This is a genomic window from Mesorhizobium sp. URHB0026 (genome assembly GCF_054059755.1).
The window spans coordinates 5,439,028-5,465,934 of sequence record NZ_JBSSCN010000001.1; the positions used below are offsets into that span (position 1 = coordinate 5,439,028).

Consider the following 26,907-nt stretch of genomic DNA (forward strand, 5'->3'; position numbering starts at 1 on the left):
CTACGCAAGTATGGCGCCCGCCTGGGCATCCATGTAGAAGTTTGTTGCGCGGCGGCCCCAGCAGGAGCAGTTTGATGCTCACGGACCGCGATATTCGGGAAAAGACGTCCGGGGGGATTGGAAATGACGCTCAAGCTTATCGGCGCCGGTTTCGGCCGCACCGGCACGTGGTCGACCTTTGCAGCGCTGAACAGGCTCGGCCTGCCCTGCTATCACATGCAGGAAGTGATTATAAACAAGGCCAATAAGGGCCATCTTGATTTCTGGCGCGCGGTGGCCAACAGCCCGCCCGGCACCCAGCACGACTGGAACCGCGTGTTCGCAAACTATACGGCCACCGTCGACAATCCAGGCTGCTGCGTCTGGAAGGAATTGATGGCTGCCTACCCCGAGGCCAAGGTGCTGTTGACGCTACACCCACGCGGCGCCGAGGCCTGGTATGAAAGCACCATCGATACGATCTACTTCACCGAGAACTTGTGGCAGTTCAAGATCCTGGAATGGCTCACACCGTTCGGCCGCAAGTTCGGCGACATGTCGCGCAAGCTCATCTGGGGCCGCACATTGGCCGGCGTCATGGGTGACCGCGACAAGGCGGTTGCCCGCTACGTGAGCTATGTCGACGAAGTGAAAGCAGCCGTGCCGCCGGAAAAGCTGCTGGTGTTCAACGTCAGTGAAGGCTGGGGGCCGCTCTGCCATTTCCTCGACGTCGCCCAGCCAAACGAAACCTTCCCCAACCTGAACGACCGCGAAACGATCAAGAAGATCATCCGCGACATCATCAAAGGCTCCTACATCATGCTGGGGCTGACGATGGCCGCCATCGCGGCGGTGATGGCGGCATTGTGGTGGTGGCTGGGGTAACGGCAAGCCCAGGGAGCTCGATCCCTTGCCTGCATGGAGCGGTCAAGTTTTTCGCTCCGAACAGACGACCTCAAAAGCTACCCGCTTTCATGCGGGCAAGCTGGCTGGCAGCGGCTTTCGCCGGACTTTTGCGCTTGTCTTCCCCTGCCGGGCGGCCACCAGCCCATGCCTGTCCGAGCAGGCTACCGTTCTTGAACCTCGCGGCGACGCCGTGTGACCATATCTCAATTGGATAAAATAGCGGAACGTCCAATGGACATAGCCTGAACCGAACGGGGCCTCTCGGACCTTCGGGCGCACGAAGCAAGACCTTGGTCCTACAAGGAAAACCGATCAGTTCGATCCGCAGGCGCGCAGCCTATCGAGTCAGATAGCAACGCAACGCCCCCGGTCAATCCCTGGACCAGCACTTTGCCATACTGCGTCACCGCCTCGCCAAGCCGTCTGGCGGTTGGTCGAACATGCCGGCTAGAATGCCGGGTCTTGCAGCCCCTGCCTATTCCGCTTTCGCGTAAGTTTCCCACGTATGGGCGATGTGCGATGGTGTTGTTGCGGCGGTACGAGCCGCCCTGGTTGGCGCGGGCGCCGAGCACACCCCAACAATGCGCCCCCCCGTCCGCGTCGACCATGGCAAGCGCCCGGTTACTTGACTAGCGTCCATGCCCCAGCCCAGCCTCTCCAGGCATTCACCCCGGCGCCCCTGCGAACAGCACGACGCCGTCACCACCGGCCGCCGGCCAATCCCTGATGGTGCGGTCGGAGCCGCCGGTCAGCACCGTGCCGTCGGCGGCGAAGGCGACGGCGTAGATCGGTCCGCTCTGGCTGTCGAACATTGCGATCTGATTGCCGCTCGCCATGTCCCACAGCCTTGCGGTGCCGTCGAGCGATCCCGACAGCAGGCGTTTGCCGTCGGCCGACAGCACCAGAGCATAGACCGTGCCCTCGTGGCCCTCGAAGCGCTTCACCTCGCGGCCGCTGTCGACGTCCCAGACCTTGATCGTCAGGTCGCCGCTGCCGGTGATCAGATGATGCCCGTCAGCGGTGAACACGGCGCCATAGGTGCCTTGCTCATGGCCGTGCCAGCTGCGCAACTGCTTGCCGCTTTCGACGTCCCAGAGCTTCAGCGTCCCGTCAATGCTGCCTGAAAGGGCCTGCTTGCCATCGGGCGAGACCGCGACCGCGCTGATCGACCAGTCGTGGCCGGTCAGCACATGCAGCACGGCCCCCTTGACGAGGTCCCAGATGATGACGTTGCCGGTGTCGTGCCCGCTGACGGCGCGTCTGCCGTCCGGACTGATCGCCAGCTTGTTGACGCCACCGTTCTGGCCGGATTGGAAGACGTGCAGCACCGCGCCGTCGGAGAGTTTTCGCTGCACGATCTCACCGTCGTCACCGGCCGTCAGCGCACTGATGCCGTCGGGCATGTAGAGCGCGGTGCGCGCCATGTCCTTGTGAACGCCGAGATTGCGCATCAGGTGCTTGCCGCTGATGTCCCAGAGCTTGATCGTATGGTCGGTGCTGGCGCTCATGATGGAACGCCCATCCGGCGCCACCGCCAACCAGACGACCGCATCGCGATGGCCGTCGGGCTGCGTTGGTGCCGCCGGCGGCGACGGTGGCAACGGCGCCACCGTCGGCGGCGGAATGACCGCGACCTCCGGTGGGATCGGGGCGGCTGGCGTCGGCGGAACAGCAGGCGCGGCCACCGGCGGAGCTGGTTGCACCGGCAAGGCCGGCGGGTTTGCAGCGGCTGGCGGCGTGGCCGCCTGCTCGGGCGGCGGGGCCGGCGGCAAAGGCGGTGTCGGAGCAACTGGCGACGGCTCCGGCGGTTCCGGCTTTGGCGCGGATTCCATGGGCGGCGCGCTGGCGATTTGCTCGCCACCCTCATGCGGCCGCCACGAGCCGAACCCGTCGCCAAGCAACGCCAGCAAGACAACCACTGGCAGCACCAGGAAAGTCCGGCGCAGGCGTGGGCGGCCCGCCGGCTCCAATTCGGCGTCCCTGCCGAACAGCGGCACCCCGGCCGCGTGCTCGGGCCGGCCGGGCAATTGGCCCGCCAGGAACAGCAACGCGCCGATCAAACAGGTAAGTGCCGCCGCCGAATATGCCGCCGGCCGCGGCGTGACGGCATCGAGCCCGGCAAGGCCACGCCCGGCTAGGATTTCGATCAGCGGAAAGACCTGGGCCAGACAGGCAGCCGCGAGCACGGCCAGGACAAGCGCCAGCACCCTGTCAGCCAACCTGTTCATCGCGCATCCCCTCGCCGGGCCTTCGGGTCAGACTATCAGCGTCATGAGCGTATCGCAAAATGCCGCCAGCCTCGCGTGAGACGGAACGCGGACAGCCGCGGTATAAGAAGATGTGCGACCACCCTGCTCAAGAAAATCCAGCTTAAGGTCGATTGCGCCGCCTCCATCGTGGCCACGATCTCCGGTTCGACCAGACGACGCCGATAAAGGCTAGTGTCCAATTTATCACGGTCGATGCCGATATGAATTGAGCCGTCCCCGGCGAAATATTGACAGTGGGCGGCATTATGACACACTCCGCCCGGGATATAGTGGAGAGCTTGCGTCATGAAGAAGATCTATAGGCGGCCCGTTTTGATCAGGAAGGGCAATCTGAAATTGATCACTGCCGCGACCAACGGCACTTCGGTGACCTCATTGCCGACGTAATCAGCCCGCCAGCATCAGGTCGTCCAAGACCATTTGCCAATGGTGTTTCGTCGAAAGGCGGACACGGGTGATCTCCCTGAGCATCGGGGCGTAGTGGAGCGGCGTGAGCGCCGACAGCACCATTTCATCGCTGGCGACCAACCGGTCGCCCGACCAGCTTTCGATCAGCGCCGTTTCGCCTTCCGCCTTCAGCCAGGCAGCGCTGAGCAGCACCGAGTGGAAGGCAAATGGCATCTCGCGGCTGAACTCGGCCGGATATCCGCTGCTGGTGTATGCCACGTGGTCGCCTGAAACATTGCCGTTGACATAGCCCTCGCTGTGCTTGGTGTGGTCATTCGCCATGGCGTTCAGGTTGCGCCAGTCAAGCCCCGCATGGCCGCATGGGATCTTGCGGAAGCCGCGCCCGGTGACGTCGTCGAAGCCGATCGTGCGCGCCGCCGCCTCATCCGCCGGCGCCCGGGGCGAAAGCAACCCGAGATCGGTGGGGTAAGGGGACAGCACCAGCCGGCGGTCGAGCCCGCCGCCGGTGATCACCACAGTGTCGGCGTCGTCGGCAAGCTCGAACCGGAAGGCGCAAGCCGGCGCCAGCGTCAGGCTCTCCATCACCTGCCCCTGAGCCATCACCGACAGGGTCGCGGTGCCACCTGCCGCCAGCCTGCCAGCCAGGCTGCGCACCGGCGCCAGCCCGACCGGCCGCGGCAGGTCCGGCGACACCAGCCCCGTGGGCGAGCCGGGCGCCAGGCGGAACTCCGTGGACTGCGTGTCGTTGGCGCTTGGCGAGCGCCAGCCCGGCGGCACCGAGACCGAGAACCGGTAGGCAGCCGGCACGCGGATCGCAGCTGTCAGCGCCGATGTCGACATGGCGAAATTGGCATAACCGCCATTGTTCGTCCTTGAGGACGCGACAAAGCCACCCTGCCCGTCGAACAGCCGCACCATGATGCCGGCCATCGGCCGGTCGGCCACGCCGTAGCTCCCGTCGCGGTCGACGTCGAAATAGACGAAGGACGAGTAGTTGACGGTGCCGGTGCTGCGGCTCCAGTCTGTGCGCACGGCGTAGTCCTTGGCCGGGTCGGCCCGGCGCAGCGCGCGGCGGCGCAGGCGCGCCTTGCGCAACAGCCGAATGGCGGCAACCGCGGCGGCAATGATCGCAAGCACCGCCACAAGCAGGCCGACAAGAGCGAGGTCACTCATGGCAGACCGGCTTCGGTGATAGCCGTTCGCCATTGTCACAAATGCAATGCATCAACCATCCCTTGCCGATCCTGTCCAGCTTAGCGCGAGAGACAACCCCCGGAAAAGGGTGCGTGCGCGGCTGACGGACGTGAAATCCCTCACCCCAATTCCACCCAGACCGGGGCATGGTCGCTAGCGCCATCTTGACCGCGCATGTCACGATCGATGCCGGCTCCTTTCAGCCGGCGGGTGAGCGTCTTCGACAGCAGGATGTGGTCGAGCCGCAGGCCCGCGTCGCGTGGCCAGCGGTTCCGGCGGTAATCCCAAAAGGTGTAGAGCGTCTCCTTCGGGTATTTCTTGCGCAGCGCATCGGTCCAGCCTTGTTCGAGCAGCGCGGCGAAGGCGGCGCGGCTTTCCGGCTGCACCAGCGCGTTGTCGTCATAGGAGCGTGTGGCGTAGATGTCGCGCGGCTCGGGCACGATATTGTAGTCGCCGGCCAGAACCACCGGCAGGCCGGTGTCGATGAGCTGTTGGGCATGCGCCTCCAGCCGCGCGTGCCAGGCGAGCTTGTAGGTGAATTTCGGTCCCGGCCGCGGGTTGCCGTTCGGTGCATAAAGGCAGGCGATGACGATGCCGTTCACCGCGGCCTCGATGTAGCGGCTCTGCCGGTCGGCATCGTCGCCGGGCAACACATCGCGGGTCAGCACCGGCTCGGAACCGCGCGCGAGTATGGCGACGCCGTTCCAGGTCGGCTCGCCTTTCCACACCGCGCCATAGCCGGCATCGGCAAGCGCGGTGCGCGGAAACTGCGTGTCGCGCGCCTTCAGTTCCTGCAGGCAGACAACATCGGGTTTCGCGGCGCCGAGCCACGCCAGCAGGTTGTCCAGCCGGCTGTTGACGTTGTTGATGTTGAAGCTGGCGATCTTCATTGGGGATTAGGGGGTGATCCTGCCCATCCAAGCCTTCACCGTCTCCGCTAGTATCGTCAGATGATCCGCAGTCGAGAAGCCCGAAATGCTCTTGCGCGGCTTCAAATCATGATTGCCGTCCTCCAGCCAGATCACCTCGATGGCGTCGGAAAGGTTGTAGGCCGCGACCTCGTCCTTCGTGCCGAACTCGTCGCGCGTGCCTTGGAAAATCAGCGTCGGCGTCTTCAGCCCCTTGAGATGTTTTGTCCGCAATTGCTCGGGCTTACCAGGCGGATGGAAGGGATAGCCGAGGCAGACCAGTCCTAGGATCTCGCCCTTGGAAAACATCTCGTCGGCGATCATTGAGGCGACCCGCCCGCCCATCGACTTGCCGCCGATGATGAGCTTGCCCGCTACACCCTTCGCCCGGAGGTCGGCGATCGCCTTGATGTATTCCGGGTTCACTGTCTCGGCGCGCGGCGGCGGCTTGCGCTGACCGTAGCGGCGCGCCGCCATATAGTGGAACTCGAAGCGCGCGACCTGGAAGCCCGCGGCGGCGAGCGCCTTCGCGGTGGCTGTCATGGAGGGAGAGTCCATTGAAGCGCCGGCGCCATGGGCCAGCAGGATGGTGACGGGAGCGGTGTCGTGGCCATCGAAGAGGAAGCTGGTCATGTTGTGACACCCCGCGCGACGGCGAAACTGCCAACCTCACCCCACGGGGGTGGAGATGGGCTGTTATCGCGGCCTCCGCCAACCATCGTCACCCCGCCGCCTTCGCCAGCTGGATGTCCACGAACTGCACACCCCTGGCCGCCACCCCTGCCCATTCCGACTCCGCGTCGAGCTCCAGGTACCGCATCCACAGCCGCCGCGCCTCGAGCAGATTGCCCGCGTCAAACTCCAGCCGCGCCAGATTGAACACCGGATCGGCATAAGTCTTGTCGAGCGCGATCGCCTTCTGCAAATGCCTTCGCGCCGAAGCGTCGCGGCCCTGCTCGCTCATCAGCCCGGCGAGGTTGAACCAGGCTTCGACGAAGGCCGGATCGAGCTTTATCGCCCTGGCATAATCGTGCGCGGCTTCCGCCACGCGACCAGACCCGCGCAAACAGTTGGCGCGGTTGAAGGCGGCGATGGCGTCGGTGGGATCGATGGCGAGGCAGCGCTGGTAGAGTGCGGTGGCCCCGTCATGGTCGCCGCCCTCCTCCGCGGCCTCCGCCTCGGCGAACAAATCTTCCAGCGTCTCGTCGCCTTGTGCCGCGGCACCGAGATCGAACAGCAGCTGCCCGTCGAGCTCGCTCTGGCCGCCTTCGAGGTAGATCGCGTCGGGGCGGCCGTGCTGCGAGCCGACATTGAGCGACTTGGCGGTGAGCGAGGCCACCGGGCCGGAGCGGTGGACGGAGCGCGCGATCGCGCCCCATGTCGCGCCCCCGGCGATCAGCCCGGCATATTTGCGCGCCAGGATCAGGTCGCGGAAGGAGTAGGGCTCGCCATCATGCTCGAAGGCATCGAACAGGCTGAGCCGGTCGAGATCGGGGCCGGACAGCCTTGACTGATCGATCAGCGATTGGCGCGACAGTGAAGACGCCTCGGGCGCCTTCATCAGCCCGAGCAGCCGCAGGAAACCGTTCTCGCTCATCAGAATGCGCCCGGCCGCGCGCTCGGTGCCGAGGCGGCGTTCGATCTCGCTATCGTTATTTTTGGTAAGTCCGGCCTTGGTCAGCCCCGCCTTGACCAACAACGCGCGTCCGAACACGACATGCGTGGTGCGCCGGGTGACGCCGCGCCTGAGCTGGCCGTGCTGGCGCTCCACCTCGCGGGCGGCGAGCCTGAGTGGAAACGCCGCCAGAGCGCCGATCGTGCCGAAGACAGCGCCCGGAACGGCCGGTGCCGTCATTTCTTGCTCTTGCCGACCGCCTTGAGCAGGTTGGCCTTGAGCGGATTTTCAGGCGCGCCACCCGCAGCCGCCTTCTTCGTGGCCGGCTTGTCGGCTTCGTCGGCCTTGCTCTTCGACTTGGCCGGCGGCTTCGACTGAGACAAGCTGGCCTTCAGCGCATCCATCAGGTTGATGACGTTGCCGCGCTCCGGTGCCGCCGCGATGATCGGCTTATGGCCCTTCAGCTTCTCGCGGATCATCGTCATCAGCGCCACCTCGTAGCGGTCCTCGTAATTCTTAGGATCGAAGGTGGTTTCCTTCTGCTTGATCAGCGCTTCGGCAAGCTGCAGCATTTCCGGATCAGGCTTGCCGGCCGGAATGTTGCCGAAATATTCAGCAGTGCCGCGCACTTCGTTCGGGTTCCTCAACGTGCACACGAACATCCCGTTCTCGCGCGCGCCGATCGTCACCACGCGCTCGCGGCTGGACAGCACCAGCCGGGCGATGGCGAGCTTGCCGGATTTGCGCATCGCTTCGCGCAGCACGGCGAAAGTCTCTTCCGCCATCGCCCCGTCCGGCGCCATGTAATAGGGCGCGTCCTGGTAGATGACGTCGACCTCGTCCTCATCGACGAAGGCCTCGATGTTCATTGTGTGGTTGGATTCGATGCGCACCGCGTCGAGGTCGGCATCGTCGATGATGATGTACTGCTTGTCCTCGTACTCATAGCCCTTGACCAGATCCGCCCGCTCGACGAGCCCGAGTTCAGGGTCGACCGGCTTCATGTTGATGCGGTTGTGGGTCTTCTTGTGCAGCTGGTTGAACGAGATGCGCTCGCTGGCGCTGGTGGCGGGGTATAGCCGCACCGGACAGCTGACGAGACTGAGTTTGAGGTAACCCTTCCAACTTGCCCTGGGCGCCATGATGAACTCCTACGCGGCCATGCACTGACTGTTACTTCGCAGCGCTTCGTCCGAAGGACGAACAAGGCTGCGCGAATCCTACACCGACCCCGCACAATACCGGCAAATCCCTGACGAAGTCTTCCCGCCGGCTTTGGAGGCCACGGGAGGAGAATAATTCAAATTGTCGGAAGCGTCGATGGAGTTTGAGCCGACACGCCGGCGACCGCAGCGAACGCTCTTATGCTTCGTCATCCCAAAGCGAAGCAAGGAGCGAAGGGACGCGCACGGACCCTAGGATGACGAGTTTGAGGAGCCCTGGTCGTCGAAGGGCGCCTCGAAGCCCGTTTACCTCTACGAGACCACAGGCAAATCCCTGGCAAACCCGTCAATCTCGGCCCACGGATCGCCCGACGTCTCCAGCAACCCCGGCAGCGACGAATAATTCAAATCCTGCGGTGCATCGATCGCCTCCAGATCGGCCCAGCTCACCGGTGTCGAAGCCGGCAGGTTGGTGCGGGCGCGCAAGGAATAGGGCGCCGCCGAGGTGTGGCCGCGCGCGTTGCGGTGATAGTCGATGAAGATGCGCCGCTTGCGGTTTTCCTTGCCCATCGTGGTGGTGAAGGTGTCCGGCGCGGTGGCCGCTAGATGCGTTGACATGGCGCTGGTTGCCTGATGCAGCTTTTTCCAGTTCTGCTTTTGCGTCACCGGCACGGTGATGTGGATCCCGCTGCCGCCGGAGGTCTTGGCGAACGGCACCAGACCAAGCTCTTCCAGCTCGCCCTTGATGTGGATGGCGGCCTCCACCACCTCGCGCCAGGAAATCCCCTCGCCCGGGTCGAGGTCGAGGACGATCTGGTCGGGCTTGTCGAGGCTCGAGCGATGCGTGCCCCAAGTGTGGAACTCGACGACGCCGAACTGCGCCAGCGCCAGATAGCCCTTCGCGCCCTCGACCGAGAGATAGGACTTGGTCTCGCCCTCTGAATTGGTCCCCTGGAATGTCACCACCGAAGGCGGCATGCCTGTGAACGCGTGACGCTGGAAGAAGCAGTCCTTGGGCAGGCCGGTCGGACAGCGCACCAGCGACACCGGGCGGCCAAGGATGTGCGGCAGCATGAAATCGCCGACCAGCGCGTAATAAACGGCGATGTCTAGCTTGGTCGGGCCGGTCTTGCCGAACAGCCTCCGCGTCGGGTTTGTCACCCAGATGGTGGCGAGATCGGCTTCGGCGATCAGGCGCTTGCGGGTCGAGGAGACCGGCGTCGACAGGCCGACATCCCTGAGGCCCCGGAACACACCGTGGCGCAACGAATTGTCCGCGGTTCGGTTGGCAAAATGGATGCGCGCCGAAAACAGCGGCTTGACCCAGTGCATCTCGCGCATGATTTCGCGCGGCACGCCTTCCGGCGGCGTCGCGCCTGATGTGAGCGGCTCAAGCCGGGCCAGCAGGTCGGCCGCGGTCCCGGCATCGAAGCCGGTACCGACCTTGCCGCGATAGTGCAGTTCGCCGTCCACCCACTCGGCCATGCCGAGCGCGGCCAGCCCCTCGGCCGCGTCCGAAGTGGTGTAGCCGGCGATGACGAAATCGTCCTTCTCGAGCGCCTTGGTCTTGGTCCAGTTCTTGGTGCGGCCGCTCTGATAAATCGAGGTGGCGCGCTTGGAGACCACGCCCTCCAGGCCGAGTTCCGTCACCTGGTCGTAAAGCGCTTGCCCCGAACCTTCGACATGGTCGGAGAACTGGATCGCGGAGTTGGCGCCAAGCCCGCCAAGCAGTTCGGCCAACAGTGCCTTGCGCCGGATGAGCGGCACCTTCATCAGGTCCCAGCCGTCGAGATGCAACAGGTCGAAGGCGTAAAAATGCAGCTTGCTGCCGGCGCCCGCTGCCAGCGCGTCCTGCAACAGCGCAAAGCGGGAAATGCCCTTGGCGTCGAGCACGACGATCTCGCCGTCGACGGTCGCCTCGCGGCACGGCAGCTTGGCGAACGCATGTGGCAAGTCGCCATAGCGTCTCGTCCAGTCGATGCCACCGCGCGTGATCAGCCGCACCTCCCCATCGGAAACATGCGCCATCGTGCGGTAGCCGTCGAATTTGATCTCATGCAGCCAGAGCTCGTTCGTATTCTCGGCAAGGCTTTCGCCGCCCGGCGGCTTCGGCACCTGGCTCGCCAGTTGCGGCTCGATGCGGCTCAGCGCCGGCGCCTTGGCCGCACCCGGCAGGTCGCCCGGCTTCAGCGAACCGGGCTTTGGCGCGGACTTCGCGGCCGGGCTAGGCGGCGCCACCAGCTCCTCGATGCGCAGGCCGGATTTCACGCTTTCCGGTCGCGCTTCGAGGATATTCAGCCCCGTGTCGGCGGCGAGGTCGCGCTCCTTGAACAGCAGCCAGTTCTTCTTGTCCTCGTCTTCGCCGGGCTTTGGCTTCAGCCGGGTCAACATCCAGCCGCCATTGAGCTTTTCGCCGGCCAGCCGGAACTTGAAGGCGCCGGTGCGCAGGCTTTTGTCGACATCGTCCATCGGCGCCCAGCTGCCGCTGTCCCAGACGATCATCGGTCCGCCGCCATATTCGCCTTCGGGAATGACGCCCTCGAAATCGATGTATTCGAGCGGATGGTCCTCGGTCTCCACCGCCAGCCTTTTGTCGGCTGGGTTGAGCGAGGGCCCCCGCGGCACCGCCCAGCTTTTCAAGACATCGCCGACCTGCAGGCGCAGATCATAGTGGTCCGCGGTGGCGTGATGCTTATGGATGACGAAGCGGTTGCCGCCCCCGGTCATCAGCCCGCCGGCAGGCTCCGGCGTCTTCGAGAATTCGCGTTTGGCGCGATAGGATGTGAGCTTGGCGGGCGGCATGTCAAAAGCCGAGTCTGGCGGAAACCAACAACCGCCTCGTTCCTTCGCGCCGTAGGGCGCTACGTTGGCACCGCTCGCGATTTTTCACGTGGTCTCAGTCGTCGGTCGCCGGCGTCAGCTCCAGCTCGGCCGGCGACAAACCCTGCTGCAACTGGCTCAGCCGGAACTCATCCACCCAGTAGGCCTCGCCGTCGACCAGCACGCGCGCACTGTAGGTGCCGCCTGAGAAACGCTGAGCGGTGACGTAGACCTTGTGGCGGTCAAGTGCCTTGCGCACCGCGGCGCGCTTGGAGTTCTGGCCGTTCACGGCAGTCGACATGCGCTTCACCCTCGGTCGCCTGACACGGAACTCGGCCGCTCTTGGCGGCCCGGCGACTGGCCCCAAGGATGGCGGAGACGCGCGCGCCTGTCAATTTCGCGGGCGGCATCCTTCAGTTCTTCAACCGCCGCAAACGGTGCATCACGCCCTGCACGGCCTTGTAAAGCCGCGGCTTGGAGCGCACGAACAGCTCGGTCTTGCTGCGCAGCCTGATATAGGCGGCCGAGCCCCTGCCCTTCAGCGACATCGCCTCGCACAGTTCGGCCAGCACCGAGTTCGAGGCGCCGATCTGCTGTTTGTATCCCTGTCCGCCGACCGAGAGGTCGAAATAGCCGAGCCCTTGCGCCCGTCCCCACACCATCAGCTTGCCGATCATCGTCAGGCCCGGCGCGACGTTGGGCACCGCCTCCTGGTCGATCCCTAGCAGCAGGGCGTGCAAGGTGCCCTTCATGACGAGCACATACATGACAGCGAGATAGGCCTGGCCGACTCGCAGCCCGAACAGCCGCACCGAGCCGTCGGAAAGCCCCTGCAAGGCGGCGTTGCGGTAGAACTCCACGATAGGCGCCTGCGTCAGCAGGTCGAAGCGCCCGAGTTCGCGAAAGCGGTTAAGCCTGAGATCCAGCAGCCTGCCGAACTGCTCATCGATCATCTCAGGCGTCTCGGCTTCGACCAATGCGAGGCCGCCGAGCTGTTCGAAGCGGCGGCAGTGCTTGTTGAAATTCTTGGTGAAGGACGATTTGCAGATACGTTTGACCAGCGTCTCCGGCTCGCCGTCCATGACCAGGCCGGAGGCGATCTGGATGGAGTCGCGCGCCGCCGAAAGCAGCGCCAGCGGATTGGGCACGCCGTGGATTTCTCGCGGAATCCCCGCAATATGGATGCGGTCGGCCGGCGGCAGCACGGCGCGGACCGCGGCCCAGGCGGCGTCGGCGCTTTGCCTGGTCCAAGGCCTGGCATCGGCCAGCAGCGGCGCCGAATAATCGCACACGCCGTGGCTCAGCCATTCGATCACGGAGTGGCCGAGCGCCCGGCGCCGCGTCAGCGGCAGCAGCATGACATGCGCGCCCGTGGCGGCATCATTGACCTCGACGACGAGCAGCTCGGCGCCTTTGGGCATCAGCCGCCCGGCAATGCCTTCCACCCAGGCAAGGCCCTGGTGGCCGGTGCACAAACCGGTCTCCTCAAGACGCTGCCAGAGCTGCCTTACGGTGTCGAAGCTGGTGTGCAGCCGCGCCGTATAGCGCGCGGTGGCGCCCATGCCTGCTCTAGCCGGAGAAATTGGTTGAACCGGTGCATCCGCCGTCGCGACCAACCGCACTGCCTGGCTTGCCACATGCCTCTCCCATTCGTTCTGGGGCGCATGGGCATCATCCACGCAGGCGCCGAAAACCCCGCATCGTTCCCTTGACCGCGTTGAGCAGCCTTGGGCTGGAGCGTACGAAAGCCTCGGCCCGCCTGCGGAACTCGATGGCCGTGGAGGCCACACTGCCCCGCATCGTGTACCCATGGCAGAGTTCGACCAATACCGAACCCTTGGCGCCCATATGTTCCTTGTAGCTCTGGTTGCCGACCGACAGGTCGAAATATCCAAAGCCTCGTTCGCGCGCCCAGCCGATCAACCTGCCCATGATTGCAAGCCCCGGCGAGACATTGGGCACGACGCCCTGGTCCATTGCTATCAGCAGAGCATGAACAGTCCCTTGATGCACGAGCAGATATTGAACCGCGATCAGAGCCTCGCCGACGAGCAGCCCGAAAAGCCGCACCGAACCGTCCAACAGGCCCTGAATAGCCGCGTTCCGGTAGAACTCGACGATGTTCTCCTGGGTCAGCAGATCGAAGCGACCAAGCTCGCGGAAGCGGTCGAGCCGCATCCGCACCAGTTCGCCGAAGATACGGTCAACCTCGGCCGGCGCCCCGGCCTCGACCAGTTCCACGCCGCCAACCCGTTCGAGGCGGCGCCAGTCCTTGCCGAATTCCTTGACGAAGGATGGCCTGCAGAGACGCTTGAGCACTGTTTCAGGGTCGCCATCGATGGCGAGGCCGAAAGTGGTCTGGATGGAATCGCGTGTGGCCGACAGCAAGGCCAGCGGATTGGCGACGCCCTGGATCTGTCGCGGAATCCCCACGATGTGGACGCGGTCCGCCGGCGGCAGCGCTGAGCGCACCGCCGCCCACGCAGCCTGCGCGGATTGTCGCGTCCACGGGCTGGCATCGGCCAGCAGCGGTGCCGAATAGTCGCAGACACCGCAGCTCAACCATTCGACCACCCAATGATGGAAAGCCCTGCGCCGCATCAGCGGCACCAGCATCCTGGGTTCGCCAGTCGTGGCGTCGCCCACCTCGACGATGAGGAGTTCGGCGCTTTCCGGCAGCAGCCGCGTGGCGATCCCTTCCGCCCAGGCGTAATTCTGGTGGCCGGTGCACACACCGCTTTCCTGAAAGCGCAGCCAGAGTGGCCTGACCGCCTTGAGGCTGGTGTGCAGTTTTGCCGTATAGGCGTCGTTCGCCGCGATGGAGGTGGGATGCGAGACCTGCCCGCCAGGCAAGTCGGTCATCGCGGCAATTTGCACTGCGTGGCCTGTCACATCCTTCTCCTATCGCTTTACCGCGGCGAACGAAACCGCCCGCCGCCAGGAGCCCAGGCGGCTGTCGCGCTGCTGGTCCGGGTGTTCGATGTTCCACATGCGGTGATGCACGAAATACCATGATGCCACGAGCACGAAGATCTCGGACACCGCCGAACCCAGCAGCGCCCATGGCGGGGAGGCGATCGACAGCACGATGGCGATCAACGCCAGCCCGACGATGGCGCCGCCCAGGGTGATGAACGCGACGATGCGGAAGTCACCCATTATCTCGAGCACGATGCGGGGCATGATGTAGAGCATGATCGGGACGAAATTCGCGATCACGAAAAGCCCGATGAATCCCACCGACGCGTCCTGGAGAGCCTGGGACTTTATCATCGGCAGTACGACCAGGATGGCGCATCCATAGACGACCGCGCCAAGCCCCATGACAACGGCCCACAGCTTTGCCTGCGCCCAGACCCGGCGCGTCTCGTTGTTGCGCATCAGCTTGGCGAGTTCGGGCTGCGTCATGTTCACGAAGGCAAGACTGCTGATCCGCAGCGGCGCGAACAACACCAGCACCGCCGCCAGCGGCGCATAGGCGGCCGGCCCGGCAATGCCCGCGACCAGCAGCGCCAGGCATTGTCCCTGGATGTTGGTGGTGGTGGCGCTGAATGCCGACCAGCAGAGCTGGGACCACAGCCTTGCATAGCGCCGCCGCGTCGGCATGCGGAAGCTGATGCGCATCGTGCGGCGCGCCAGCCTGACCAGGACGAAGATGCCAAACACATTGGCCGCCGCAAGCGCATAGAACACGGTCTGCAGCGCATCCTTGGCCAGCCAGATCGCCAGGCCGGCCATGACCGTGCCGGCGATGGTGAAGGCGGCATCGCTGAGGGAGACGATCACCTGCTGGCGGCGCGCGAAGAAGGCCGTGCGCATGTGGCTGCGCAGCGACCATGCGCCAACGAAACAGCCCGCGGCAATTCCGCTGGGGTCGCCCAAGAGACGCATCACGATCGCCGTGCCGACGGCCATCAGCAAGGCAACGACCAGCGCCGCCGTCCCGAAGGCGACGTCATAGGCATCGACGCCGGCGCTATTGGTGCTCTTGCCCATCCATATCGAGGCCGGAACGGCGGTGAGCGACCTGATGTAGGACAGGCCGACGCCGCCCATCACCATGCCGATGGCAAAGAGGCCGTAGCCTTGCGCCGAAAGCATGTGCAGCAGCGCGATGTTGAGGGCGAAGTGGAAGCCGCTCTGCATCGCCTCGCCGCCGATCATCAGCACGAGACGCCGCACCAGATGGCCAGGGAGTTTCACGGCCGTGTCTCCGCCTGGCGGGCGGTTGCCGTCCGCCCCGGCCTGGCGACGGCTGTCTTCAGCTTGTCCCCGGCTATCGCCGCGATCGCCGCCGCCGCGACCGGCTCGCTGAAGACCGCCTCGTAGCGCGCCCGCCCGGCGGCGACAAAGGAGCGCCAGGCCTGGGGCCGCAGGATGATTTCCTCCAATTTGGCTGCAAGGGCGGCGGCATCGCCGGGCGGAACATGCCAACCGGTCTCACCGTCGCTGACCACCTCGACCAACCCGCCGATCGCCGACACCAGCGGCGGCCGGCCATAGGCCATCGCCTCGATGGCGACGCGGCCGAGGGATTCGGGACGCCGCGAGGGAACCGTGACGATATCGGCCCAGCGATAATGCTCGGAGGGATCGGGGATGAAGGGCAGCACGCTGACGCGTCCGCCGAGCCCCATGCTGCTGACCAGTTCGGCGAGCGCGCGTTCGCGCTCGGTACTTTCGAAGGCGCCGCCGACCAGCCGCACCTCGATCCTCGACTTCAGTTCCGCCGGTAACGAGGCGATCGCCTCCAAAAGCACTTCCTGGCCCTTGATCCTGTTGATGCGGCCAAGCAGCAGCACCTTGAGCGGCCGCTTGCCATCATAGGTCGTCGCTTCGGCCGCGGCCGGGCCCGCAACGCCGTTATAGACCACATAGGAGCGCGCGGACCTAGGCTCCCCGAACGCGGCGCGGGTGGCGCGCGAGTTGAAGATGAGATCGGCATGGCTCCAGTGCATCAGGCCGACAAGGATCCTGCGCATGGTGCCTTCGGGAATTTCGTGGATGTGCAGCACGGCCTTGTGCGGTAGCAGGCGCGCGGCCAGCGCATAATCGGCCACGATCGAGGTGTTGACATAGGTGAGATCGCAATCCCGAAGCCGCCGCCAGGCCCTCAGCACCGCGACCGGCAGCCGCGCCATCTCGACGGTGGCAAGGCGCGCAATCGCCTGTCGCCTCAGCACCCAGAGCGGCTCGAAGACGATCCGGGTCGCATGCGGTTCGAGGATCCGCACGATCGGTCCGCTGCGCGGCAGGACGACCTCAATGTCGGCTGACGGAAACGCGGCGCGCAACGCAGCGACGCTCTCCGCGAAGCTGCGATCGGAACCATAGAGTTCATAGCCCTGATGGACGCATGCAATCCGCATATTCCCATGCATCTTTCTGCCAGGGGTAGTTTGACGATCCCGCCGCCTGACGGAACAGGCGACTGGAGACTTCAAGCCCAACACCCCTTTGGACTTCACTTGTTGCCGTCATGGTGACGAGCGGATGGAGAACCCGGATCACCATACCAAATGCCGCACGTCCTCCGCCGATGTGGCGCACAGAAGTCCATGAGCAAGGATCATGCCGGCCCTGATTTCTCCGTCCGCGGGTCGCACGGTCGCGGCATTGCCTTGTTTCGATACACATACGCTGGGATAGTTGACCGATAGTGAAACAACTCCGGCCGCTGGAAGAAATATTTTACACCCCAGTGCCATGATAGCTGGAACTGAGTCTGGCACGGATATCGCTGGGCTGGGTTTTCAGAGGGGACGGCCCGCGCATTGCGGAATCGAGCGGATTTGAAAGCGCCAGCAGCCATGAGACCTGAAATGCCCACCATCCTGATTCTCGGGACGCGCGGCATTCCAGCGGCCCATGGTGGCTTTGAAACCTTCGCCGAGAAGCTCGCGCTGTTTCTGGCCGGGCGCGGCTGGAAGGTCGGCGTCTATTGCCAGGAGGAGGTCGAGCGGGTCGACCAAAGGGTACGTGTCGACACCTGGAACGGCATCGATCTCATCCATATCCAGGTCGCCTCGAAAGGCCCTCGCGCGACGCTGGAATTCGACTGGCAATGCGTGCTCGACGCCGCACGGCGGCCAGGCATCTGCCTGGTGCTCGGCTATAATGGCGCGATCTTCCTGACCTGGCTGAGGCTGATGCGGCGCAAGATCATCACCAACATGGACGGCATCGAGTGGCGCCGGCCCAAATGGGGTGTGGCTGCGCGCGCGTGGTTCTGGCTAAACGAATGGATAGGCGCCTGGGCCTCGCACCGCCTGGTCGCCGACCATCCGGTGATCGCGGATCACCTGGCGACCCGCCGGCCGCGCAGCGCCATCGCCACCATCACCTACGGCGCCGACCCGGTTACATCGGCACCGGAGACGTCGGTGCGCGCGCTCGGCCTGGAGCCTGGCGAGTACCTGATCTCGATCGCGCGTATCGAGCCCGACAACAACATCCTGCCGATGGTCGAGGCCTTCTGCAGCCGGAAGCGCGACATGAAGCTGGTGGTGCTGGGCACGCTTTCCCCCGATATCCCTTACCATGTCGCCGTCCGCAAGGCGGCGAACGCCTCGGTGGTGCTGCCCGGCGCGATCTACGACCAGGCGACAGTGAAGGCGCTGCGTTTCCACGCGCGCGCCTATCTGCATGGCCACACCGTCGGCGGCACCAACCCGTCGCTGGTCGAGGCGCTGGCCGCCGGCAACATGGTCATCGCCCATGACAACCCCTACAACAGATGGACCGCCGGCGCGGCCGCCATCTTCTTCACCGACCGGCAGAGTTGCGCCGAGCGGATGCGGCAGGCGATGGAAGATGACGCGCTGGTCAGGACCTGCGGCGCGGCCGCGAGGGCCCGCGCCAACGAAGCTTTCCGCTGGGACGATGTCCTGCTTGCCTATGAAACCGAAGCCTACCGCCTTCTGGGGGTGAGCGCCGCCGCTGCCCAGCCAGTCGACCGTCCCTCGCCCGGAGCCGTATGACGGGCTGGTCGCGACGGCGGCTGCTGAGGACCGCGCTGTCGACGGCGCTGGTGCCCGCAACGGCGGCACTCTCGGCCGCATCGCCCGCGCCGGCCGCCACCGGCGAATGGCGTTTTCGCCGCGGCGTCAACGCCTGGCCCTGGTTCGCGCTCACACGCGAGTTTCCCGCGCCGCGCACCGACTATGACTGGCCGCCCTTCCAATCGCAGCGGCCGGTGCCGACACCGGACGACCTTCGCCGGCTGCGCCGGACCGGGCTCGACTTCGTCCGCCTGCCGGTCGATCCCGGCCCGTTCATGGCCGCCGATGCCGCCACGCGCACAAAATTGCTGGCGATGCTGGACGATGCCGTCGCGGCAGTCATCGATGCGGATCTCGGCATCATCGTCAACGTGCAGGCCAACGGCGCCACCCATTACTGGAATCCCGACCGCATGGTTTCCAGCACCGCCGCGCCCGAATTCAAAGCCTATCGCGCGCTGGTGGGCACGCTTGCCGGCAGGCTGCAGCGGTTCCCGTCGGGCATGGTGGCGCTGGAACCGGTCAATGAGCCGCCGCAATCCTGCTCCTCAAACGTCTGGTCTCTGGTCCAGGCGGCGCTTTTGACGGCAGCCAGGGCATCGTCGTCGACCTTGCCGCTTGTCGTCACCGGCGGCTGCGGCTCGATGGTGAGCGGGCTTGCCGCGCTCGATCCGGAACCGCTGGCGGCCTTCGAGCCGATCCTGTTCACCTTTCATTTCTACGAACCCTATCTGTTCAGCCATCAGGGCGCACCCTGGATGCGCGAGCCCGTCTACCGCGCGCTCAACAACGTGCCATGGCCGGCCTCCGCCGGCTCGCTCGAGCGGACGCTGGCCTCGGTCAGGGCCCGCATGGCCGGGGACACCGAAACCTCGGAAGCCGACAAGCAGGCCGCCTATGCCGAAACCGAACGCGTGCTGACGGTCTATTTCGACGCCAGGCCCGATCGCTGGTTCGTCGACAAATATATCGGCCAGGCGCGCGGCTGGGCCGACAGCCATGGCATCGCGCCGACGCGCGTCATCATGGGCGAATTCGGCGCGCTCCGCACCGACGCCCGCTACGTCGCCGCCCCCAACCCGGACCGCGCCCGCTACATCGCCGATGTAAGGCAGAGCGCCGAGGCATCCGGCTTCCCGTGGGCCTTCTGGGACCTGTTCGACGGCATGGGCATGATGGACGACAAAACCCGCTCGCTCGACCCGGCGATGGTGGATGCATTGGGGTTGAGTATGCCGGAATAAGCGCCTTCCAGATGCGGCCGAGTTCCTTGTCCCCCGTCCGCCAGGACAGGGGGAGCGCGCCGTAGAGCGCTACCTCGGCACCCCTTGCGCGCCCGGACGCCCCGCCACCTTCACCGGCCTGTAAAGCGCCAGCGCTATCACCACGAACTTGGTCATCAACGTCGTCTTTGACGCCAGGCTTTCGGAGGTGTTGAGCAGGATCAGCCAGCCCAGCATAGTCAGCCAGATGCCGGGATGGCAGCGGCGCGCCACTTCGTGCATGAACAGCACGAAGCCGAAAAACAACAGCAGGGTGAAGAAGGCGCCCTGATACAGGAGCAGGCGGATGATCGGGTTCTCGATGCCCTGTTCGAGGCCGTTGATGCGGCGCAGGCTTTCGATGAGATCGATGTCGGGCCCCACGATCAAGTCGCGCGGTTCGAAATGCTTGAACAACTCGAACATTTCGACGCGGGCATTGGCGCTGCCGCTGTCCGACACGAAGCGCTCCAGCAGCGCGTCGAAGAAGCCGTAGGAGAACAGCATGACGACCAAGACGGGCAACAGCGAGGCGAGCATGACGGCAAGGGCGGCACCCGGCAGGCTGATGCGTCCTCGCCGCAGATAAGCCACGCCGCTGAAAAGCAGATAGATGCCGCCGAGCGCGATCGTCGTCACCATCGCCGAGCGCCCGCCAAATACGACCAGCGCCGCGCATTGCAGGCCGATCAGCCCGAGCCGCAGCGGCATGGACAGGGATTTCGAACCGGAGAGCAGCGCCAGCACATAGATCGAGGTGATCGTGGCATTGGACAGAGGATGGCCCTGGAGCGCCGTCGAGCGCAGGTCGTTCATGAACACCTCGCCGTCGAGCCGGTAGGGAAAGACCAGCGTCTTGGTGGCGAACTCGAACAGCGCCAGCAGCGCGTTCACCGTCATCACCGCGTGCACCACGGTTTGCATGCGGGCGAACGTCTTTTCGTCGGCCTCGGCCAGCATCATAACCAGCAGCGCCGCCGCCACGAACGTGTCGATCATGCCGGCCATGCCGGGGCGTTGCCTGATGATCACGACGACCAGCAGCATGATCGACATGACGGCCAGCAGCGCGCTGGCCGGCCGCCTGTCGGCGATGGTCAGCGTATAGCCGACCGGGTTGCCGAACGTGCAGGCGCGCCAGGCGAACATCAGCACGAGCAGATAGGTGGAAGGATGGATCTTGGTCGCCGGATTGCCGGTCAGACCGTCGTAATTGTAGCCCACCAGCCACAGCATGCCACCCGAAATGCTGAACAGCAGCGCCACCACCGCGACCAGGCCGTAGCCGGTCACCCAGTCAACGGAATTGCCGGTGCGGGGCGCGGTCGGGGCTTGACCCTGGCCGGCCCAGCCCGCCGCCGGGGTGGCGGACCGGGCGGCACCCCGGATGGCAGCCATGTCAGGCCGCCTCGTCGACCAGCAAGGCGCCGGTCGGCAACCGCCCCATGACGGAAATGGCTTGCGAGGCCGCCGTGACATCGCGCATCGGCGTCGCGTTCAGCGTGGCGACGAGCACGATCTCGTCGACCATGGCGACCAGCGGTGAGGCGTTGAGATTGTCGGCCAGCGCGCCGCCGTCGACGACGACGAGTTCGAAATTGCGGCTCGCCTGGGCCAGCATATGCTGTGTGAAATAGACGCCCTGCGCCTCGGAAAAGGCAGCCTTCGGCCGACCCTTCCCCAGAAGCGCGACGTTGCTGCCGGGCGTGTATTGGCTGAGCGCTTCGAACGCGTATTCGCCGCGCAGCACGTCGAGGAGACCTGGCTGCGGCTCTTTCTGGCTGCCGCCGGCATTGTTGGTGTCGATGAACAGGACACGGCTGCCCCTGGCAGCCGCCGCATTGGCCAGCAGGCGCGCCACCCGGCCCCGCTGCGCGGAGTCTTCTGGCGCCGACGTCACCAGGATGGACGGTACCAGCGGCCAGTTCGGCGGACGCCGGCTGGACGAGAACAGGCGTCTCAACGCCAGGCCGGCAACCGCGTCCATCTTCTGTCCGGCCGGCGCGGCGGCGCCGCCGAAAGGCCACCAGCGACGGCGCGCTGATTTTGCCGGCAGCACGCCCACCACGGGCGCGTCGATGGCGGATTGCATCTGCGCGCTGGAAAGCACCGTCGGCGACGAATATTCCGCGATCAGCGCCATGCCGGTGCCGAGCCCCAGCCCGCCGAAGAACGCGCCGAATACCAACAGCAACAGCGGCGGCCAGCTCTTCTTCAGGGCCGGCATGGCGTCGGAGATGATGCGCGCATTGGTGCTGTCGACATTGACCTGCTCGCGCGTTTCCTGCGCCCGTTGCAGATAGGTGGCATAGACGGAGCGCACCGCCTCGAGATCGCGTTGCAGTTCGCGCAGCTTGACCGAGGCCTGGTCGGTGTCGAGCGACTTGCTCTTCATGCCCGCGACCTTCGCTTCCAGCGCCTGCTGGTTAGCCAGCGCCCGCTCGTAGTCGGTTTCGGCGGCGGCGCCGATACGACCGAGTTCCCGCGCGATGAGCGCGCGCGTATCGCGCAATTGCTGCTGGGCCGCCATCATCGAAGGATGGCGCGGCCCGAGCTCCGTGCCGAGCTGCGAAACCTGGTCGACAAGTGTCGCCTCCTGCGCCCGCAGGCTCGAAATCACCGCCGAGCGCATCGCTTCCGAGGTCGCGTCGGGCGCGCCGCCGGACCGGCGCAACTGGTCGACCTGCGCCTTCAGCGTCGCGGTGCGGCTCTGTGCGGCGGCGAGCTGCGTGTTGATCTCGGTCAGTTCCTGGTCGCTGACCAGATTGCCGGCGGCCATCACCATGTTGTTGGCCGACTTGTAGGCCTCGACCGCATTCTCGGCCCGCTGGACGCGCTTGCGCTGTTCGTCCAGCCGCGCCGTGATCGAGTCGGAAGCATCCGTGGCCATCTTCGCGCGCGCGCTCGCCTGATCGGCCAGGTAGGCCTGCGCGATGGCATTGGCGAGCTTCGCCGCCTTGTCGGCGCTCTTGGCGGTGACGATCACGTCGAGGACCAGCACCTTGTCGGCCCGCTTGACCGCAAGCCGCCGGCGCAACGCATCGAGCGTCTTTCCCGTCTTGTCGGTTTCGGCCGACCCCGAGCCCAGCACGCCGCCGAGCAAGCGGCTCAACAATCCGTCCTGCCCGTTGAATTCCGGGTCGTCGGTCAGGTTGGTCGCCGCGATTGCCCTGAGCAGCACGCCGCTCGACTGGACGACGGCAACCTGGCTTTCCACCATGGTGATGCCGCCATCGGGTGGAACGCGGCTCGGATTGACGTCGTTGGTGACCACCTGCAGGTCCTGCGGATCGACGATGATCTCCGCCGCCGAGCTGTAAAGCGCCGGGGTGAACAGTCCATAGAGCAGCGCCGCGAGGGTCAGCAGCGCGGCGGTGGCGAGGATCAGGAAACGGCGGCGCACCAGAATGCGCTTCAGGTCACCCAGCTCGACGGTCGAGGACGGATAGGACGCGGCCGGCGGTGGCTCCGGCGCATGTTGCATCACCTCGGGAGCGTGTTGTTGCGGCAACGAGAGCAGGGATGATTGCAAAGGTCGCTCCGACAACACTCCATGTGCCCCAAAAGCTAATTGCGGCTTCAGCCTAGCTATTACTCCAACTGTTAAAACACTGTTAATTATGTTGGGAGCTCTTTTGGTTTTTGGCACGGAGTTTGCGTAGCAGAGGCATGGGCCATGTTGACAGGGCGCAAGCGAGCGGGAAACGAATGCCAGTCCGACCGTCGCCCCACCAGATCGGGCCTAAGAACCGAACACCGGCCAATACCGAACATCAGAATTCTTGGGGTGCGACATGCGGGTGAGCCTGCGCCTGGACAGCGACTGCCTCCGTGCTTTTCACCTGCTGCTGCTGCAGCGCCTTGCCGCGCTCGCCGAGATCGCGGTCAGCGTCGACGCACGCCCAGCCGGGAGCTGCATTCCGGGCAGCGTCGCGGCACTGTTCCAGCTTGAAACGGTCATCCATGGCTTGCCCGCGGACGGACTGGCCAAGCGCCTGCCCTTGTCGGCGTTGGCACCCTACCGCACGCACCCCGCCGCCGCGCCCGACCTCGTGGTCGACCTCTGCGGCGATGTGCCAATAGAGGGAACACGCGTATGGCATGTGACCTATGACGGCGCCGGCGGCGAAGCGGCCCTGCTGGCGTCGATCCTCGATGGCCGGACCCCGCGGGCCCGCATAGAGGAGAACGGAGGCGTCGTCGCCGAAGGACGCCTGGGCACCGAATATGGCGGCATCGCGCTCGCCTCGTTCCAGGACATGCTGGCGCGCACGGCAAGCCTGATCCTGGCGGCGGTGACAGGCGCGGCGCGGGGCGCCCTACCCGTCCTGCCCGAGCCGGTGGACGGCAGGGGGCCGCCTTCGCTGCCCTCGGCCGGCAAGCTCGGCGTCAGGGCGGGCAAGGTATTGGCGCGGCGCATCGTCCAGAAGATCTACCATCTCTGCTACAACGCCCCGCACTGGAAGGTCGGCTGGCGCGAAACCGGCGGGCGGGATCTGTTCGACCTGCGCGCGCATCCGGCCTCGGGCTGGCATGAGCTGCCCGACGACGGCAGCCGCTTCTACGCCGATCCGTTCCCTATCCTTCATCAAGGACAGGTAACCCTGTTCGTCGAGGACTATATCCACCGCCTGGGCCGAGCCATCATTTCCGCCGTGCCGTTTGGTCCGTCGGGGCCGATCGGCCGTCCGGAGCCGGTGCTCGATCTGCCCTACCACCTCTCCTACCCCTTCGTCTTCGAGCGTGACGACGAGGTCTGGATGGTGCCCGAAAGCTGCGCCAACCGGACGGTGGATCTCTACCGCGCCACCGCCTTCCCGGGCGGATGGGTCAAGGAAGCGACGCTGCTGTCCGACATCGTCGCCAGCGACGCCACCTTGGTCGAGCATGGCGGCTCGTGGTGGCTGTTCGCCACCGTTCGGGACGGTGAAGGCAGCGCCCGGCACGGCGGCGGCGCCTTCTCCGACGCGCTGCATCTGTGGTCGGCGCCGGACTTTCGCGGCCCCTGGACGCCGCATCCAAGGAACCCGGTGCTGATCGACATCGCCTCGGCGCGGCCGGCCGGACGCATGGTCGAACGCGACGGCCAGCTGCTGCGTCCGGTACAGGACTGCCGCGGGAGCTACGGCGGCGCCCTTGGCATCGCACGCGTCACTCACCTTGATTTGAACGGCATGGAGCAGCATGTCGAGACGATCTTAACCCCGGGCGCGCTATGGAGTGGGCGTAAGCTGCACACGCTCAACGAGGCGGGCGGCCTGGAGTTCATCGACGGCTCGGCGATCGCGCCGCGCTGGAAAAGAGGTGGCCGTGGTTAACCTAAACGTTTGTTACTACCGGCCACCCGCGCTGGTTGCCTGAGGTTGATTATGGTCCGGAAGATATTTTCCACCACGGATTGTGGAGACAGAAGATGACCAGCATGAAGGGCAGCGAGATGACAACCGTCGACGCTGTCCCGGCCGAAGTCGACGTGGCGATCGTTGGCGCTGGAATGGCCGGCACCACGCTGGCAACCGTGTTGGCAAAAGCCGGCCGCAAGGTGGCACTGATCGATCCGCACCGCGTTCATCACGAAGAGTTCCGGGCCGAGAAAATCGGTAGCGATCAGATACGGCTGTTCGAGAAGCTCGGCCTCGACGAAACGATCATGCGGCTCGTCACGCCGTTTGACGACATTCATGTTTTCCGCCTTGGCCAATTGTTCGCGCGTGAGCGCAGGCCCGAATACGCATTTTCCTATGCCGCGTTGATTAACGGGCTGCGCGATGCCCTTCCTCCGCAAGTGCCGATAACTGTCGGCAAGGTCGCCGAGGTCTCGACCGGGCCGGACCGGCAGCGCCTTGTGCTGAACGACGGCAGGGTCATCACGGCTCGCCTGCTGGTGGTCGCCACCGGTCACAGCGAAGCGGTGCGGCGCGCCATCGGCGTCGAGCGGGTCGAGCAATCGAAAGCTCATTCGCTGTCGATGGGTTTCGACCTCGCCATTCCGCCGCGCGAATGCGTCTACCAGGCCGTCACCTGCTACGGCAGGCGGGCCAGCGACCGCGTCGCCTACATCACCGTCTTTCCCCTCGGCGACAAGATGCGGGCCAACATGTTCGTCTATCGCACCGTGGCCGAACAATGGACGAGGGATTTTCGGGCCGATCCGCGGAAGATGCTTTGCGAATTGATGCCTGAAATATCGGCCCAATGCGGCAACTTCGCTGTCTCAAGTCCCGTCGAGGTCCGGCAGATCAACCTTACCACGACGCAAGGCCATCGCCGCGACGGGGTCGTCTTCATCGGTGACGCGTTCTGGACGACATGCCCGACGCCGGGCGTCGGCATAGGGCGGGTTATGATCGACGTCGATCAGCTCCATTCCGTGCACATTCCACGCTGGCTGGAGACGCCAGGCATGGCGGCGGACAAGATCGCCGCCTTCTATGACGATCCGGTCAAGCGGGCCTCCGATGAGGCCGGCATGCGTGTGAGCATCTACGCCAGGCGGATCACCACCGAAACCGGGCTGGAATGGCGCGCGCGGCGCCTGCGCAACAACACGGCACGCAGGCTGATGATCATCGGCCGCAAGGTGCGCCATTTGGGAATGCGGCGGCAGCCGGGCATGGCGTGAGGGGTTTCCCACCCCTTATCGTCATAAAGGCACTTCCGTGGTTCTGCCCTCGAGGCAGCACCTCTACCCGCCTACCGGAGAAGGAAACCGCCGGAGCGCTTCATCGGGAAACGGCGCTCAAAAAGCAGATCGAGTGCCGTTCGGTGGGAACAAGCGGCTTGCCGACAGGTTATTCCCGCAGGAGATCCTGTCATGGTCAAGAATATCGACCGCGCGTTGCAGGATGCTATTCTGGCAATGCGCATTCTTCGCAAATCCATCATTGATCATGGGCATATGGAAGCCATGGCCGAATTTGACGGCTTGATGAGCGTGACCATATCAGAGGCCGAGCGCCAACTCACCAGTTGGCAGACCGGTCATCGCGCCGAGCTATCGGACCACGCAGAACCCTGACGCGATCTCAAGGATCGCACATGAGGGAACCTTGCCGAACGGCATTGGTTTCATGGAATGCTATACGCCGCCGGAGGACAAAGTGGCCCGATTGGTCGACAAGCATAAGCTTGAGAGAGCCGATCGCGAGTCGCGGCTCATCCTTGACGCCGAACGGCAGGCCCGCGACGCGAAGACGGCGCGGCTTCGCAAGCAGCGGCTGTCCGCCGAGCCAAGCGGCGAGCGACAGAAGCCCGCCGCGCCGAAGCGACGTGGATGACGGCCTGCTGTTCCGCAAAAGCAAAAGGCGCGATCGGTCGATCGCGCCTTTGTTTCAGCAGGCGAATGCACTTTCCCATTCAGAGCTTGGCCGGTAACCCTGAA

General features: G+C 65.1%; 22 protein-coding genes. 8 read left to right on the forward strand and 14 right to left on the reverse strand.

Translation table 11 applies throughout. The features are described 5' to 3' along the window. The first annotated feature begins 123 nt into the window (after positions 1–123). Positions 124–864 carry a sulfotransferase family protein gene (locus ACVWWD_RS26820; RefSeq protein WP_352549958.1) on the forward strand — a complete coding sequence of 247 codons (741 nt, stop codon included), beginning with the start codon at positions 124–126 and terminating at the stop codon, positions 862–864. Positions 865–1,550: 686 nt separating this feature from the next. On the opposite strand, the gene ACVWWD_RS26825 is transcribed toward ACVWWD_RS26820, so the two are convergent. Next, entirely contained in the window at positions 1,551–3,113 is a 1,563-nt protein-coding gene (locus tag ACVWWD_RS26825) for a WD40 repeat domain-containing protein (protein WP_352549959.1), read from the reverse strand. Positions 3,114–3,440: 327 nt separating this feature from the next. On the opposite strand from ACVWWD_RS26825, the gene ACVWWD_RS26830 reads away from it, so the two are divergent. Continuing rightward, complete coding sequence (locus ACVWWD_RS26830) at positions 3,441–3,542, forward strand: hypothetical protein (protein ID WP_023774653.1); 102 nt, start codon at positions 3,441–3,443, stop codon at positions 3,540–3,542. Here ACVWWD_RS26830 and ACVWWD_RS26835 read toward each other — a convergent pair whose 3' ends face one another. The 11 genes from ACVWWD_RS26835 to ACVWWD_RS26885 all read right to left on the reverse strand — a co-directional run bounded on the left by ACVWWD_RS26835 (position 3,543) and on the right by ACVWWD_RS26885 (position 16,632). Next, positions 3,543–4,736, reverse strand: coding sequence for a hypothetical protein (locus ACVWWD_RS26835; protein ID WP_352549960.1), 1,194 nt, complete (start codon positions 4,734–4,736; stop codon positions 3,543–3,545). Positions 4,737–4,876: 140 nt separating this feature from the next. Continuing rightward, entirely contained in the window at positions 4,877–5,647 is a 771-nt protein-coding gene (locus tag ACVWWD_RS26840) for an exodeoxyribonuclease III (RefSeq protein ID WP_023774651.1), read from the reverse strand. Between the two features lie 6 nt (positions 5,648–5,653). After that, positions 5,654–6,298 carry an alpha/beta hydrolase family protein gene (locus ACVWWD_RS26845; RefSeq protein WP_352549961.1) on the reverse strand — a complete coding sequence of 215 codons (645 nt, stop codon included), beginning with the start codon at positions 6,296–6,298 and terminating at the stop codon, positions 5,654–5,656. An 88-nt stretch (positions 6,299–6,386) separates the two neighbouring features. Continuing rightward, positions 6,387–7,520: a tetratricopeptide repeat protein gene (locus ACVWWD_RS26850; RefSeq protein ID WP_352549962.1), complete on the reverse strand. Its 1,134-nt coding sequence runs from the start codon at positions 7,518–7,520 to the stop codon at positions 6,387–6,389. After that, positions 7,517–8,422 (reverse strand): non-homologous end joining protein Ku, encoded by a 906-nt coding sequence (gene ku, locus ACVWWD_RS26855; protein ID WP_352549963.1) that lies wholly within the window; start codon positions 8,420–8,422, stop codon positions 7,517–7,519. The genes ACVWWD_RS26850 and ku overlap by 4 nt, the downstream gene beginning before the upstream one ends. 333 nt (positions 8,423–8,755) lie before the next feature. Then, on the reverse strand, positions 8,756–11,245 hold the full coding sequence (gene ligD / locus ACVWWD_RS26860) for a DNA ligase D (protein ID WP_457103505.1): 2,490 nt from the start codon (positions 11,243–11,245) through the stop codon (positions 8,756–8,758). A gap of 94 nt (positions 11,246–11,339) precedes the next feature. Next, positions 11,340–11,564: a hypothetical protein gene (locus ACVWWD_RS26865; RefSeq protein ID WP_015316844.1), complete on the reverse strand. Its 225-nt coding sequence runs from the start codon at positions 11,562–11,564 to the stop codon at positions 11,340–11,342. Positions 11,565–11,676: 112 nt separating this feature from the next. Continuing rightward, positions 11,677–12,900: a GNAT family N-acetyltransferase gene (locus ACVWWD_RS26870; protein ID WP_435054007.1), complete on the reverse strand. Its 1,224-nt coding sequence runs from the start codon at positions 12,898–12,900 to the stop codon at positions 11,677–11,679. A gap of 34 nt (positions 12,901–12,934) precedes the next feature. Beyond that, entirely contained in the window at positions 12,935–14,155 is a 1,221-nt protein-coding gene (locus ACVWWD_RS26875; RefSeq protein WP_352549966.1) for a GNAT family N-acetyltransferase, read from the reverse strand. A 9-nt stretch (positions 14,156–14,164) separates the two neighbouring features. Further along, positions 14,165–15,466 carry an MATE family efflux transporter gene (locus ACVWWD_RS26880; protein WP_023784783.1) on the reverse strand — a complete coding sequence of 434 codons (1,302 nt, stop codon included), beginning with the start codon at positions 15,464–15,466 and terminating at the stop codon, positions 14,165–14,167. Continuing rightward, positions 15,463–16,632, reverse strand: coding sequence for a glycosyltransferase (locus tag ACVWWD_RS26885; RefSeq protein WP_084567591.1), 1,170 nt, complete (start codon positions 16,630–16,632; stop codon positions 15,463–15,465). The genes ACVWWD_RS26880 and ACVWWD_RS26885 overlap by 4 nt, the downstream gene beginning before the upstream one ends. Before the next feature lie 441 nt (positions 16,633–17,073). Here ACVWWD_RS26885 and ACVWWD_RS26890 point away from each other — a divergent pair, with 441 nt between their 5' ends. Together ACVWWD_RS26890 and ACVWWD_RS26895 are read left to right on the forward strand one after the other, a co-directional pair. After that, positions 17,074–18,243, forward strand: coding sequence for a DUF1972 domain-containing protein (locus ACVWWD_RS26890; protein ID WP_031241692.1), 1,170 nt, complete (start codon positions 17,074–17,076; stop codon positions 18,241–18,243). Further along, a complete protein-coding gene (locus ACVWWD_RS26895; protein ID WP_352549967.1) occupies positions 18,240–19,508 on the forward strand; it encodes a glycoside hydrolase family 5 protein in 1,269 nt (422 codons plus the stop codon). Before ACVWWD_RS26890 ends, ACVWWD_RS26895 begins: the two co-directional genes overlap by 4 nt. Positions 19,509–19,577: 69 nt before the next feature. Here the strand turns inward: ACVWWD_RS26895 and ACVWWD_RS26900 are convergent, their stop codons facing one another. Both ACVWWD_RS26900 and ACVWWD_RS26905 read right to left on the reverse strand, forming a co-directional pair. Further along, the gene (locus ACVWWD_RS26900) at positions 19,578–20,924 is read right to left on the reverse strand and encodes a VpsF family polysaccharide biosynthesis protein (protein WP_457103506.1); all 1,347 of its coding nucleotides are present in this window, start codon (positions 20,922–20,924) and stop codon (positions 19,578–19,580) included. A 1-nt stretch (position 20,925) separates the two neighbouring features. Then, entirely contained in the window at positions 20,926–23,058 is a 2,133-nt protein-coding gene (locus ACVWWD_RS26905; RefSeq protein ID WP_352549969.1) for a GumC family protein, read from the reverse strand. Positions 23,059–23,320: 262 nt separating this feature from the next. Between ACVWWD_RS26905 and ACVWWD_RS26910 the strand changes: the two genes are divergently transcribed. From ACVWWD_RS26910 to ACVWWD_RS26925, 4 genes are all read left to right on the forward strand, one after another. Then, a complete protein-coding gene (locus ACVWWD_RS26910) occupies positions 23,321–24,844 on the forward strand; it encodes a glucosamine inositolphosphorylceramide transferase family protein (protein WP_352549970.1) in 1,524 nt (507 codons plus the stop codon). Between the two features lie 95 nt (positions 24,845–24,939). Next, on the forward strand, positions 24,940–26,148 hold the full coding sequence (locus ACVWWD_RS26915) for an FAD-dependent oxidoreductase (RefSeq protein ID WP_023774637.1): 1,209 nt from the start codon (positions 24,940–24,942) through the stop codon (positions 26,146–26,148). A gap of 192 nt (positions 26,149–26,340) precedes the next feature. Next, on the forward strand, positions 26,341–26,544 hold the full coding sequence (locus tag ACVWWD_RS26920) for a hypothetical protein (protein ID WP_023774636.1): 204 nt from the start codon (positions 26,341–26,343) through the stop codon (positions 26,542–26,544). A gap of 31 nt (positions 26,545–26,575) precedes the next feature. Beyond that, the gene (locus ACVWWD_RS26925; RefSeq protein WP_023774635.1) at positions 26,576–26,803 is read left to right on the forward strand and encodes a hypothetical protein; all 228 of its coding nucleotides are present in this window, start codon (positions 26,576–26,578) and stop codon (positions 26,801–26,803) included. Positions 26,804–26,907: the final 104 nt, after the last annotated feature.

Coding starts and splice junctions, on each gene's coding strand:
- ACVWWD_RS26885 (WP_084567591.1), bottom strand. CDS start 16,632: ATGCGGATTGCATGCGTCCATCAGGGCTATGAACTCTATGGTTCCGAT.
- ACVWWD_RS26850 (WP_352549962.1), bottom strand. CDS start 7,520: ATGACGGCACCGGCCGTTCCGGGCGCTGTCTTCGGCACGATCGGCGCT.
- ACVWWD_RS26840 (WP_023774651.1), bottom strand. CDS start 5,647: ATGAAGATCGCCAGCTTCAACATCAACAACGTCAACAGCCGGCTGGAC.
- ACVWWD_RS26865 (WP_015316844.1), bottom strand. CDS start 11,564: ATGTCGACTGCCGTGAACGGCCAGAACTCCAAGCGCGCCGCGGTGCGC.
- ACVWWD_RS26820 (WP_352549958.1), top strand. CDS start 124: ATGACGCTCAAGCTTATCGGCGCCGGTTTCGGCCGCACCGGCACGTGG.
- ACVWWD_RS26910 (WP_352549970.1), top strand. CDS start 23,321: ATGCGGGTGAGCCTGCGCCTGGACAGCGACTGCCTCCGTGCTTTTCAC.
- ACVWWD_RS26845 (WP_352549961.1), bottom strand. CDS start 6,298: ATGACCAGCTTCCTCTTCGATGGCCACGACACCGCTCCCGTCACCATC.
- ACVWWD_RS26835 (WP_352549960.1), bottom strand. CDS start 4,736: ATGAGTGACCTCGCTCTTGTCGGCCTGCTTGTGGCGGTGCTTGCGATC.
- ACVWWD_RS26895 (WP_352549967.1), top strand. CDS start 18,240: ATGACGGGCTGGTCGCGACGGCGGCTGCTGAGGACCGCGCTGTCGACG.
- ACVWWD_RS26830 (WP_023774653.1), top strand. CDS start 3,441: ATGAAGAAGATCTATAGGCGGCCCGTTTTGATCAGGAAGGGCAATCTG.
- ACVWWD_RS26890 (WP_031241692.1), top strand. CDS start 17,074: ATGAGACCTGAAATGCCCACCATCCTGATTCTCGGGACGCGCGGCATT.
- ACVWWD_RS26920 (WP_023774636.1), top strand. CDS start 26,341: ATGGTCAAGAATATCGACCGCGCGTTGCAGGATGCTATTCTGGCAATG.
- ACVWWD_RS26825 (WP_352549959.1), bottom strand. CDS start 3,113: ATGAACAGGTTGGCTGACAGGGTGCTGGCGCTTGTCCTGGCCGTGCTC.
- ACVWWD_RS26900 (WP_457103506.1), bottom strand. CDS start 20,924: ATGGCTGCCATCCGGGGTGCCGCCCGGTCCGCCACCCCGGCGGCGGGC.
- ligD (WP_457103505.1), bottom strand. CDS start 11,245: ATGCCGCCCGCCAAGCTCACATCCTATCGCGCCAAACGCGAATTCTCG.
- ku (WP_352549963.1), bottom strand. CDS start 8,422: ATGGCGCCCAGGGCAAGTTGGAAGGGTTACCTCAAACTCAGTCTCGTC.
- ACVWWD_RS26915 (WP_023774637.1), top strand. CDS start 24,940: ATGACCAGCATGAAGGGCAGCGAGATGACAACCGTCGACGCTGTCCCG.